The sequence below is a fragment of the Agrococcus sp. SGAir0287 genome (assembly GCF_005484985.1).
Classification (GTDB): Bacteria; Actinomycetota; Actinomycetes; order Actinomycetales; family Microbacteriaceae; genus Agrococcus.
On the sequence record NZ_CP027942.1, the window covers coordinates 2,895,956 to 2,907,677 of the forward strand.

Annotated in this window: 12 protein-coding genes; 5 read left to right on the forward strand and 7 right to left on the reverse strand. The window is 73.6% G+C overall.

What is annotated here, in order from left to right; translation table 11 throughout:
• Positions 1-103 precede the first annotated feature (103 nt).
• The gene (locus C1N71_RS13790; protein WP_137756936.1) at positions 104-379 is read left to right on the forward strand and encodes a hypothetical protein; all 276 of its coding nucleotides are present in this window, start codon (positions 104-106) and stop codon (positions 377-379) included.
• Positions 380-435: 56 nt separating this feature from the next.
• Here the strand turns inward: C1N71_RS13790 and C1N71_RS13795 are convergent, their stop codons facing one another.
• Both C1N71_RS13795 and C1N71_RS13800 read right to left on the reverse strand, forming a co-directional pair.
• Positions 436-669, reverse strand: coding sequence for a hypothetical protein (locus C1N71_RS13795; RefSeq protein WP_137756937.1), 234 nt, complete (start codon positions 667-669; stop codon positions 436-438).
• Positions 670-781: 112 nt separating this feature from the next.
• Positions 782-1,330, reverse strand: coding sequence for a type 1 glutamine amidotransferase domain-containing protein (locus C1N71_RS13800; RefSeq protein WP_137756938.1), 549 nt, complete (start codon positions 1,328-1,330; stop codon positions 782-784).
• 242 nt (positions 1,331-1,572) lie between these two features.
• Between C1N71_RS13800 and C1N71_RS13805 the strand changes: the two genes are divergently transcribed.
• The 4 genes from C1N71_RS13805 to paaZ all read left to right on the forward strand — a co-directional run bounded on the left by C1N71_RS13805 (position 1,573) and on the right by paaZ (position 6,661).
• Positions 1,573-2,757 (forward strand): thiolase family protein, encoded by a 1,185-nt coding sequence (locus C1N71_RS13805; RefSeq protein ID WP_137756939.1) that lies wholly within the window; start codon positions 1,573-1,575, stop codon positions 2,755-2,757.
• 184 nt (positions 2,758-2,941) lie between these two features.
• Positions 2,942-3,679 (forward strand): enoyl-CoA hydratase/isomerase family protein, encoded by a 738-nt coding sequence (locus C1N71_RS13810; protein ID WP_137756940.1) that lies wholly within the window; start codon positions 2,942-2,944, stop codon positions 3,677-3,679.
• Between the two features lie 71 nt (positions 3,680-3,750).
• Positions 3,751-4,554, forward strand: coding sequence for a 3-hydroxyacyl-CoA dehydrogenase family protein (locus tag C1N71_RS13815; RefSeq protein WP_137757354.1), 804 nt, complete (start codon positions 3,751-3,753; stop codon positions 4,552-4,554).
• A 37-nt stretch (positions 4,555-4,591) separates the two neighbouring features.
• The gene (gene paaZ, locus C1N71_RS13820) at positions 4,592-6,661 is read left to right on the forward strand and encodes a phenylacetic acid degradation bifunctional protein PaaZ (protein WP_137756941.1); all 2,070 of its coding nucleotides are present in this window, start codon (positions 4,592-4,594) and stop codon (positions 6,659-6,661) included.
• Positions 6,662-6,787: 126 nt separating this feature from the next.
• Here the strand turns inward: paaZ and C1N71_RS13825 are convergent, their stop codons facing one another.
• From C1N71_RS13825 to C1N71_RS13845, 5 genes are all read right to left on the reverse strand, one after another.
• Positions 6,788-7,831, reverse strand: a complete 1,044-nt coding sequence (locus tag C1N71_RS13825; RefSeq protein WP_175414239.1) for an LPXTG cell wall anchor domain-containing protein — start codon at positions 7,829-7,831, stop codon at positions 6,788-6,790.
• A gap of 214 nt (positions 7,832-8,045) precedes the next feature.
• On the reverse strand, positions 8,046-8,522 hold the full coding sequence (locus C1N71_RS13830) for an SRPBCC family protein (RefSeq protein ID WP_137756943.1): 477 nt from the start codon (positions 8,520-8,522) through the stop codon (positions 8,046-8,048).
• 14 nt (positions 8,523-8,536) lie between these two features.
• Positions 8,537-8,893: a UBP-type zinc finger domain-containing protein gene (locus C1N71_RS13835; protein ID WP_137756944.1), complete on the reverse strand. Its 357-nt coding sequence runs from the start codon at positions 8,891-8,893 to the stop codon at positions 8,537-8,539.
• Positions 8,894-8,994: 101 nt separating this feature from the next.
• Positions 8,995-10,212, reverse strand: coding sequence for a hypothetical protein (locus tag C1N71_RS13840; protein ID WP_175414240.1), 1,218 nt, complete (start codon positions 10,210-10,212; stop codon positions 8,995-8,997).
• Positions 10,213-10,415: 203 nt separating this feature from the next.
• Complete coding sequence (locus tag C1N71_RS13845) at positions 10,416-11,612, reverse strand: LPXTG cell wall anchor domain-containing protein (RefSeq protein WP_137756946.1); 1,197 nt, start codon at positions 11,610-11,612, stop codon at positions 10,416-10,418.
• Between the last annotated feature and the right edge of the window lie 110 nt (positions 11,613-11,722).

Below are 11,722 nucleotides of genomic sequence, written 5' to 3' on the forward strand. Positions count from 1 at the left end.
TCCCGCATGTCCGCGCGCCGCGCTCCCCTGCTCGCCTCCATCGCGCTCGCAGCCGCCATCGGTCTCGCAGGCTGCGTGCCGGCACCGCCGACGCCTCCCGCCGGTGACCGGCGTGCGCGAGGGGTCGATCGCCGACTTCCAGGCCGCGGGTCTCGACCAGGAGTTCCTCGACCAGCTCGAGGGCTACCAGCCGCTCTCCGTCGACGTGGAGGTGCGTCAGGTCGCGCCGATGACGGCGGAGCTGGCCGACGAGTCGGTGCACACGACGTGCTCCATCGTCGCGACGCGGGGCGACGAGGAGCTGGCGGGCGCGACCTGCGGCCCGTACGACACGCAGGACGATGAGTACGCCGGTGAGCCGCTCGTGTGGCGTCCGTAGGCATCCGATCGCACGACGGGCCGCCGTGTGGGAGGCCCGTCATCGTATCGGCCGGATCAGCGCGGCGTGCCAGACGGCAGCTCGTCGAAGTGGATCTGGTCGACGCTGGTCTCGCCCGTGAGTCGCCACCACGTCGGGCCGTGCTTGTAGCGGTTCGCGGGCTCCCACTGCCCACGCACGAGACGCCAGTCGAGGCCACCCTCGAGCCGGTACCACTCGTCGCCGATGGAGCGCGAGCGGCGCCAGTACGTCGGCTCGGTGCCGAACGGCGACGGGAGCGACGTGGTCATGCGCCGCATGATAGCGGGCTGCAGCGTGCCGCTGCCGGCACTCCGGCCGAACATGACGCGGCGGGGCCGGGCGCCCCCATGCGCCCGACCCCGCCGCTGCTTCGCCGACGCGTCAGCGCGTCTGGCCCGTGTGCTGCCCCTCCGAGATCTCCTCGATGGTCTTGGCGTTGAACGCCGGCAGGTCGTCGGGCGTGCGGCTCGACGTCAGCCCCTGATCGACGACGACCTCCTCGTCGACCCACTCGGCGCCCGCGTTGACGAGGTCGGTCCGCAGGCTCGGGTAGCTCGTCATGCGACGTCCGCGCACCGCGTCGGCCTCGGTGAGGATCCACGCGCCGTGGCAGATGACGGAGACGGGCTTGTGCTGGTCGAAGAACGCGCCGACGAAGGCGACGGCGTCCTGGTCCATGCGGAGCTTGTCGGCGTTGCCGGTGCCGCCGGGCAGCACGAGCGCGTCGAAGTCGTCGGCGCTCGCTGCGGAGGCGGCGAGGTCGACGGCCTGCGTGTGGCCGTTCTTGCCCTCCACCGAGCCGTCCTTCGGGCTGACGAGCGTCGCGGTAGCACCCTCGCCGGTCACGGCCTCCCACGGGCTCGTGAGCTCCGAGTCCTCGAAGCCGTCGGTGAGCAGGAACGCGACCTTCTTGCCGTCGAGCTGGGCCATGGCGATGCCTCCAATGGTTCGGTGATGTCTGGTGCCTCCACGCTAGGAACCGGCGCGCATCGCTCGCGTGCCCTTGACAGGGTTCGCCAGGAGCGAGCGCGGTCGCCGTGCCCGCATCGTCGCCTCCGCGACCACCGTCGCGCGGCTGGCACCACGGCGAGCGCGTGCGATAGCATTCCTGAACGAACGGTCAGGAATTCGCGCGCCCGCGCATGCGACCGGATGATCGTCGAGGAGGACGGATGCCCGAGGCGTATCTCGTGGGCGGCGTGCGCACGCCGGTGGGCCGCTACGGCGGCGCCCTCGCCTCGGTGCGACCCGACGACCTCGCCGCGCTCGTCGTCGGCGAGGCCGTGCGGCGCGCGGGCATCGAGGGATCCGCAGTCGACGAGGTCATCCTCGGCGCCGCGAACCAGGCCGGCGAGGACAATCGCAACGTCGCCCGCATGGCCGTGCTGCTCGCGGGCCTGCCCGACACGGTGCCCGGCATCACCGTCAACCGGCTCTGCGCATCCGGCATGTCGGCCATCCAGCTCGCATCGCAGGCGATCCGCGCCGGCGACGCCGACCTCGTCGTCGCAGGCGGCGTGGAGTCGATGACGCGCGCGCCCTGGGTGCAGGCGAAGCCCGAGCGCCCGTGGGCGAAGCCGGGCGAGGCGTTCGACACGTCCATCGGCTGGCGCTTCACGAACCCGCGGCTCGCGGCGCGCGACAAGGCCGTCTTCACGATGCCCGAGACGGCGGAGGAGGTCGCGCGCGTCGACGGGATCTCGCGCGAGGACGCGGATGTGTTCGCCGTGCGGTCGCACGAGCGCGCGATCGCGGCGATCGACGCCGGCCGATTCGCTGACGAGATCGTGGCGGTGCCCACGCGCGCCGGCGACGTCGCCGTCGACGAGGGGCCGCGCCGCGACACGTCGCTCGAGGTGCTCGCCGGGCTGCGACCCGTCGTGGCCGGCGGCTCGGTCGTCACCGCGGGCAACGCGTCGTCGCTGAACGACGGCGCATCCGCGATCGTCGTCGCGAGCGCCGCCGCCGTCGAGCGACACGGCCTCGTGCCGCGCGCCCGCATCGTCACGGGCGTCGCCGCCGCCCTCGAGCCCGAGATCATGGGGCTCGGGCCCGTCCCGGCGACGCGGAAGGCCCTCGAGCGCGCCGGGCTCACGATCGGCGACGTCGGCGCCGTCGAGCTCAACGAGGCGTTCGCCTCGCAGGGGCTCGCCTGCATCCGGCGTCTGGGGCTCGACGAGGCCATCGTCAACGCCGACGGCGGCGCGATCGCGCTGGGGCATCCGCTCGGCTCGTCCGGCTCGCGCATCGTCGTGACGCTGCTGGGCCGCATGGAGCGCGAGGACGTCGAGCGCGGCCTCGCGACGATGTGCGTCGGCGTCGGGCAGGGCACGGCGATGATCGTGGAGCGCGTGTGATGACGTCACGCACATCGATCGCACAGGACCGCTCCTTGAGGTGCGAGCGAAGCGAGCCTCGAAAGGGGCTTCGCTGCCGGATCGGCAGGATGCGACCGAGCGGGCACCCTTCGAGGCTCGCTGCGCTCGCACCTCAGGGAGCGGGAGAGGGAGTCTCCTCGGAGCGGACCGCCGGAGTCACCCGATGACCACGGGCACGCTGCGCGTCGAGCGCCACGACGCCTACGTGCTCGCGACCCTCGACCGGCCCGAGCGACGCAACGCCATCGACCAGGCGACGATCGACGACCTGCACGCGCTGTGCGCCGAGCTCGAGGCGACCCCGGCGACGCTCATCCTCGCCGGCGCGGGCGGCGTGTTCGCGGGCGGTGCCGACATCGCGCAGCTGCGCGAGCGGCGCGCCACCGACGCGCTGCGCGGCATCAACGCCACCGCCTTCGCGCGCGTGCACGCGCTGCCGATGCCCGTCATCGCAGCGCTCGAGGGCTTCGCGCTCGGCGGCGGCGCCGAGCTCGCCTTCGCCGCAGACATCCGCGTCGCCGCACCCACGCTGCGCATCGGCAACCCCGAGCCGGGCCTCGGCATCATGGCCGCTGCCGGCGCGACGTGGCGCCTGCCCGAGATCGCGGGCTACGGCGTCGCGGCCGACCTGCTGCTCACCGCGCGCATCCTCGACGCCGACGAGGCCCTGCGTCTCGGGCTCGTGTCGCGCGTCGTCGACGACCCGTTGGCGGAGGCGATCGCGATCGCCGAGCAGATCGCCGCGCTCGACGCGGCCGCGATCCAGGCGACGAAGCGCGCGCTCGCCGCACCGCGCGCCGACCACCCGCGCATCGACGGCGAGGAGCAGTCGGTGCTCTTCGAGAGCCCCGAGAAGGAGCGCCGCATGACCGAGTTCCTCGAGCGGAGGGCCAGGCGGTGACCGGTGGTGGTGCACCGCTCGAGGCTCGCTCCGCCGTGCCCGAGCGCGTCGGCGTGCTCGGCGGCGGGCGCATGGGTGCGGGCATCGCCCACGCGTTCGTGCTCGCCGGCGCGCACGTGACGATCGTCGAGCGCGACGAGGATGCCGCGGCGGCCGCACGCGATCGCGTCGAGCAGGCGATCGACGGCTCGCTCGAACGCGGACTCGAGGCGGATCGCGCATCGCTCGTCGCATCGCTGGCGACGGCGACCGATGCCGCCGCCTTCGCAGGCTGCGGCCTGGTCGTCGAGGCCGTGCCGGAGGATCCGGCGCTCAAGGCCGAGGCGCTCGCCCGCGCCGAGGCGGCGATCGACGAGACGAGCGTGCTCGCCACGAACACGTCGTCGATCGGCATCGGCAGCCTCGCAGGTGCCCTCGCCCGGCCCCGTCGCTTCGTCGGCCTCCACTTCTTCAACCCCGTGCCCGCCTCGCGGCTCGTCGAGGTCGTCGTCGGCGACGCGACCGACGCGCAGGTCGTGGCGGATGCGCAGGGCTGGGTCGAGGCGCTCGGCAAGGCCGCCGTCACGGTGCGCGACTCCCCCGGCTTCGCGTCGAGCAGGCTCGGGGTCATGCTCGGGCTCGAGGCCATCCGCATGCTCGAGGAGGGCGTCGCATCCGTCGCCGACATCGACGCGGCCATGGAGCTCGGCTACAGACACCCCATGGGGCCGCTGCGCACGACCGACGTCGTCGGGCTCGACGTGCGCCTCGGCATCGCCGAGCAGCTCGAGGCCGAGCTGGGCGAGCGCTTCGCCCCGCCCGCGCTGCTGCGCCGCATGGTCGCCGAGGGGCGACTGGGGCGCAAGAGCGGCCGCGGCTTCTACGACTACGACTGACGGCCCCACAGGGCCGAGGAACACCGAGAGGACGACGATGACCGAGGTGCTGCCCAGCTACGTGCAGGATGCGTGGTGGACCCCCGCCGACGCGAGCGACGCGACGACCGTGCGCGACGCGTCCACCGGCGAGGTCGTGACGCGCGTCTCGTCGGCCGGTCTCGAGGTCGCGGCCGCGCTCGAGCACGCCCGCACGGTCGGGCAGGCGAGCCTCGCGCCGCTCACGTTCCACCAGCGCGCGATCCTGCTGAAGCGGATGGCGCTCGCCCTCACGGAGCGCAGGGACGAGCTGTACGCCCTCTCGGCCCGCACGGGCGCGACGAAGGCGGACACCTGGGTCGACGTCGACGGCGGCATCGGCGTGCTCTTCACCTACTCGTCGAAGGGGCGGCGCGAGATGCCGCAGTCGACGGTCTACCTCGACGGGCCCGTCGAGCCGCTGTCGAAGGACGGGTCCTTCCTCGGTCGCCACATCGCGACGACGCTGCCCGGCGTCGCGGTGCAGGTCAACGCGTTCAACTTCCCCGTGTGGGGCTCGCTCGAGAAGCTCGCGCCCGCGTTCCTCGCGGGCATGCCCTCGGTCATCAAGCCCGCGACGCCGACGGGCTACGTCGCCGAGCACATGGTGCGCATCCTCGTCGAGTCCGGCCTGCTGCCGGCGGGCTCGGTGCAGCTCGTCTCGGGCTCGGCGCGCGAGATCATGGATCACCTGCGCCTCGGCGACATCGTGGGCTTCACCGGCTCGGCGTCGACGGCCGAGCGGCTGCGCAGCCACGCGTGCGTCGCCACCGGCGGCGTGCGCTTCACGAGCGAGACCGACTCGATCAACGCCTCCGTGCTCGGCCCCGACGCCACCGAGGAGACGCCCGAGTTCGCCGCGTTCGTGCGCGGCCTCGTCACCGAGATGACGACGAAGGCCGGGCAGAAGTGCACCGCCATCCGTCGTGCGATCGTGCCCGCGGAGCGGGTGGATGCGGTGATCGCCGCGGTGCGCGACCGCATCGCCGAGAAGGTCGTCGTGGGCGACCCGCGCGCCGAGGGCGTCACGATGGGCGCGCTCGCGTCCACCGAGCAGCGCGACGAGGTGCTGCGCCAGGTCGCGCGGCTGCAGGAGGCGGGCGGCGAGCTCGTGGTCGGCTCCACCGAGGCGCCCGAGGTGCGGCTCGCCGACGGGTCGACCGGCGTCGCCGCCGACGGCGCGTTCGCGAGCCCCATGCTGCTGCGGTTCGCGGATGCCGAGGCGGATGCGCTGCATGAGGTCGAGGCGTTCGGCCCGGTCTCGTCGATCGTCGGGTACGCCGACGCCGCCGACGCCGCCCGGCTCGTCGCGCGCGGCGGCGGCTCGCTCGTCACGAGCGTCGCGAGCCACGACCCCGCGTTCGTCTCCGCGCTCACCAGGCGCATCGCATCCTCGAACGGCCGCGTGCTGCTGCTCGACCGCGACGACGCGCGCGCCTCGACCGGTCACGGCTCGCCGCTGCCGATGCTGCTGCACGGCGGCCCTGGCCGCGCGGGCGGCGGCGAGGAGCTCGGCGGCATCCGCGCCGTGCTGCACCACATGCAGCGCACCGCGATCCAGGGCTCGCCGGCGATGCTCACGGCGCTCACGGGCGTCTGGCACGCGGGTGCGCCGGCGACGTCCGGTGGCACGCATCCCTTCCGCAAGTCGCTCGCTGAGCTGCGCATCGGCGACCAGGTCGTCTCGCCGCCGCGCGAGGTGACGCTCGACGACATCGAGACGTTCGCGACCTTCACGGGCGACCGGTTCTACGCGCACATGGACGAGGAGTCGGCGGCCGCCAACCCCTTCTTCCCGGGCCGCGTCGCGCACGGCTACCTGCTGGTGTCGTTCGCCGCCGGCCTCTTCGTCGAGCCCGCGCCGGGCCCGGTGCTCGCGAACACGGGCCTCGAGAACCTCCGGTTCATGACCCCCGTGTCGCCCGGCGACGCGATCCGCGTCGAGCTGACGGCGAAGCAGATCACCCCGCGCGAGACCGACGAGTACGGCGAGGTGCGCTGGGATGCGCGCCTGCTGAACCAGCACGACGAGGTCGTCGCGCAGTACGACGTGCTGACGTACGTGGCGAAGGAGCCCGTCGCCGCCTGACCCGCCACAGATGTGAGGTCTTCGGCCGACTGTGAGGTCACATTCGGCCGAGACCCTCCATCCTGTGGGGCGGCGAGACGACGACGGGGGCCGCGCGTGGCACGCGCGGCCCCCATCCTCGATGCCTCAGCGGAGCGAGTCCGACGTGGCGGAGAGGAGTCCGTCCGGCTGCGCAGCCGTCGGCGCGAGTCGCACCGCCGGGGGGAAGCCGAGCACGACAGGCGACTCCGTGACGGCCGTCTCGCAGCCGGGGCCGGGCTCGTAGGAGGTGGTCAGACGGATGCCGAGATCGGGGAACTGCCCGACGGTCCGGAAGCTCGCGCCGGGGTGCTCCGCGAGCAGCGCGTCGCGCTGCGCGTTCACCTCGGCGTTGAGGGCGGGGAGGTCGGCGACGTCGTACGTGAAGGCGTAGCTGCCGTCCACGTACGCGACCGTGCTCGGCAGCCCGCCCGAGATGGTGCCGGATTCGATCTCCTGACCATCGAGCTCCAGGACGTAGCCGTACGAGATCCGCCCCGTGGTCGAGATCGTGTACGAGAGCGCTCCGTCGGCGGCTGCCGCCTCGAGCGCGGGGATGAGCGCCTGATCGGCGGCTCGCACCGTGATGACGCCGTTCTGCTCGCCGAGCAGGATGCCGTCGACCTCGGCGGGCACCGCCACGGGCGGGTCGAGGCGCTCCGTGGCGGCGACGTCGAGCTCGAACACCGTCTGCGCGCCAGCGGCGATCGCATAGCCGGGCAGGGCCGTCGCCGTGACGGTGAGCACGTCGCCCGACCGCGTCTGCGCGTAGGAGACGCCCTCCTGCGAGGGGATGGCCACGAGAGGCTCGGCGCCGCACTGCGCGGCAGCCGTCGGCGCGGCGGGGGTGACGACGATGGCCGGCTGGGCGGTCGGCTCGGTCGACGCGGACGGCGAGGGCGCCGCGGTCGGCGCGGGTGCCGTCGGGTGCACGCAGTCGGTGCTCGAGCCGGCATCGGCGAACGCCGAGGGAGCGGCGCCGCCGGCACCGAGCGCGACGACGCCGACGAGGGCCAGCGCCGCGACGCCGGTGCCGAGCGCACGGCGCGAGATGCCGCGACGCAGCAGGAGGCCGCCGAGCACGATCACGACGGCGGCGGCGGCGACGAGTGCGATCCACGCTCCACCATCCGCTCCCGTCTGGGGCAGCACGCACAGATCCATGGGTCCTCCGGTCGATCGACGTCCTCGGTGACGAGCGATCGCTCGGCCAGGCGAACCACAGCCTAGCCCTAGAGTCGAGCGATCGTCAGCATGTCCGCGTGCGCACCGCCGACATCATGCGTGGCGAAGGGGCCCGTCGCCGCCTTGCCTCCACACGTTCGAGGTGTTCGGCCGGATGCGAGGTCACACTCGGCCGAGGACCTCAATCCTGTGGGGCGGCGAGGGCGGTGCGGATGCGCTCGAGGGCCTTCGCCGCGTAGCCCTGCCACATCCAGGCGATCACGGGAGCGGCGAGCCTGCCCGCGATGCCCTTCGGGCGCAGCCGCCACCGCCAGGTGACGCGCGTGCCCGCGCCCTCGGGCGCGAAGTTCCACTCGCCCAGCACGCCTGAGTAGAGCGCGGCGAACGGCCCTGTCAGGTCGCCCATCGTGTAGGTCGTCGCCGTCGGCGCGTCGATCGTGCGCACGGTCTCGACCATCGAGCCGCCATCGGCGAGGCGGATGCGACGAGACTGCCCCAGTCGCGTGCCCCAGCGCGCATCCCCGCCCGAGATCGGATCCGTGCCGACGATCGCGGGCAGCAGCAGGTGTCCGCGGTCGAAGACGCCCGTGAGCTCGTCACCGAGCACGCGGTCGAAGGCGACGTCGGCCGCAGCCGCGACGGTGGTGGATCGCTCCATGTCGGCAGCCTCGATCAGCGGTGGATGCGTCGGCGCCAGTCGTCGGGCACACGGCCCTCCGGTCCTGGCGCGGGCTGGGACTCGGGACGCGCCGTCGGCGGCGCGAGCCGGAGGCCGTCGACGGACTCCTCCTCCACGAAGTGCCAGCCCCAGTCCTCGCCGGGCTCGAACGACTGCATGACGGGGTGCCCCGTCGCGCGCCAGTGCGCCGTCGCATGCTGGCCGGGCGACGAGTCGCAGCAGCCGACGTGGCCGCAGGCGGCGCAGCGCCGCAGGTGCACCCACCAGCCATCGACCTCGTCGCACTCGGCGCATCCCGTGCCGCTCGGCGGCACCGTCTCGTCCACGTCCGCAGGCTGCAGCTCGACCATGTCGCGATCGTACGCGCGGAGGCCCGCTCGTGACAGGGCGTGGACGGCACGACGCCCCGGATGCTCGCAGGCATCCGGGGCGTCGTCGCTGATGAGCGGGATCAGCCCTCGACGAGCTCCTCGACCTCGGGCGCGGGCGACTGCGCAGGCACCTCGGGCGTAGGCTGCTCGGCCGCCGGCCCCTTGGCGATCGACGCCGAGTCGTCGTCGGCGATCGGCGCCGTCGTCTCGACGAGGGTGGCGTCGACCTCCTCGGCCGCCGCGGCCGCCGCGAGGCGAGCGCCCACGTCGGCGAGCGAGGTCACGCCGGACGACGCGCTCGCCGCGGTCGCAAGACCGGCCGGTCCGGGCTCGCCCGGCACACCCGTGATCTCGAGGTAGACCGCGTCGATCGCGACGTACGCCGCCTGCTGGCCGCACACGCTGCCGCCGTCCCACTGCACGCCGACGGCGAGGCCCTCCGCGGCCTGGCGGACGCCGATCAGCTGGGCGCCGGGGTTCTCCTGCTGGAAGGCGTCGAGCTGGTCGAGCAGCGACGCGAACGCGGCATCCCGATCCTCGACGGGAGCGGCGAGGGTGAACAGCGCGAGCGGGGCGTCGTAGCCGAAGATCGCGTTCGCCACCGGCGCGGAGGCCGCGAACGTCAGCGGCTGGCCCTCGAGGTCGAGGAGGTCGAACTCCACCACGAGCTCGGCCTGCGTCGCGTCGAGGCCGTAGCTCGCCGAGCCCGCCGCGGCAGCGGCCAGCAGGTCGGGCATGAACGTGCTCTCGGTCTCGAACCGGTCCTCGGTGCCGCCCTCGGGCGTCGGCGCCGTGTCGACGAGGTCGGCGCGGACCGTCGTCGGGAGGTCGATGGGCGCCGGCGCGGGCGTCACGGGCGAGACGTCGTAGTACCAGGTCGTGGTCGAGCCGTCGAGGATGCGGTAGCCGGCGTTCGCCGCGGCGGTGACCGTGACGACCGAGCCGTCGCGCGTCTGCGTGTACGTGACGCCCGTCGTCGTCGGCGTGACGACCGTCGACTCGGCGTTGCACTGCTGCTGGAGGCCGGGGATGCCGGGCGTGACGACCGTGTCCGCCCTCGGCGCCTGAGCGCCGCCGGGTGCGGTGACGCACGCCGAGCCGGCGTCGGCCAGCGCGGCCGGCGCCGCCTGCATCCCGCCGAGCGCGAGCGCGCCCACGATGGCGAGCGCTCCGAGCCCGGTCGCGACGCGCCGTCGCGCCTTGCCGCTGACGGCCAGCGCGATGCCCGCGCCGATGACGATGGCCGCGACGACGACGAGCACGAGCCACTGCTCGCTCGCGCCGGTCTGCGGCAGCACGCACAGATCCATGGGGTCTCCCGATCCCTCGATGACGATTGCGGCGCCGCGCACCGCACGACGCCATTCGAGACCCTATGGATCGTTCCTGAAGAACCCGTGAGTGCCTGCAGCATCGCGTGATGGAGCATCGGCGAATTTGGACGGCACGACGCCCCGGATGCTCGGGGCATCCGGGGCGTCGGCGTCTGGTGCGTCGGCGGCTACGGCTCGACGACGGCAGGAGTCTCCTCGACGACCGGAGCCTCCGACGGCGCCTCGGACGAGGGCACCCCGTCGGCCTGCTGCCCGGGTTCGGGCGTCTGCTCGGCGGGAGCCTCGCTGGCGGGAGCCTCGCTGGCGGGAGCCTGCTGCAGCGAGGGCGACTCGTCCGTCGTCCCGAGGTCGACGCCGGACAGCCCCTGCAGGGCCGAGCTGAGCGCGACGGGCGGGAAGAACGGGAACTGGACGTCGATGGCGACCTCGGCGGACTCCGTCGCGCACCCGGGACCCGGCTCGTACGAGGCGAGGATCCGGAGCCCGGTGAGCTCGAAGAAGAAGGGGAAGCCACCCAGGGGCTGGACGGTCACGGCGCCCGGGTACTGCGCGAGCAGCGCCTCGATCTGAGCCTCGATGACGTCCGGGTCAGGCTCGGTGTCCTGCGGTGAGAGCAGGTAGACGTTTCGCTCGAAGTCGTAGGAGATATCCGACGGCTGCGGGATGGCGACCTCTCCGGTGCCGAGCTGCTGTCCGTCCTCGTCCAGGACCGCGACGGGGACGACCTGCGCGAATCCCTCGCCGTCGAGCGAGTACGTCAACGCTCCCGCGTCTGCCGCTTCCTGCAGGCTCGGCACCAGCGCGGGGTCGGAGGGCTCGAGCACGAGCTCCTCGCCGCTCTCCTCCAGCACGATGGTGGCCTCCGTGCTGTCCGGCAGGTCGACGGGCCACGGCGCGCGCGTCGTCGGCGTGAGGTCGTACGTCCACGAGGTGACGGCGCCGGCCAGGATCGCGTAGCCGGGGGCTGCCGTCGCCGTGACCGTCACCGAGTTGCCGGTGCGCGCCTGCGAGTAGACGACGCCCTGCGTCGTGGGCACCTGCAGGCTCGGCTCGGCAGCGCACTGCGCCGTCGTGGTGGGGATGCCGGGGGTCACGACGATCGCCGCCGCCGCGGGCGCGGGACGGGCGGGCGCGGTGACGCAGTCGGCGGAGCCGGCGTCGGCCTGCGCGGGTGCGGCACCGGCGACGCCGCCGACGACGAGCGCACCGACGATCGCGAGGGCGCCGAGGCCCGTGAGCACGCCACGGCGGGCGCGGCCGCTCACAGCGAGCGCGACGCCCGCGGCGACGAGCACGACGGCGGCGATGGCGAGGAGCAGCCAGGGCTCGGTGCTGCCGGTCTGGGGAAGGACGCACAGGTCCATGGAGGGCTTCCGTTCTCGATGTCGGCCACGGCATCGAGCGCGCGGCCCGATCTGTGCCGAGCCTATGGATCTCGTGCACGTCGCGCCAGCATCGGTCGAGCGATGCTCAT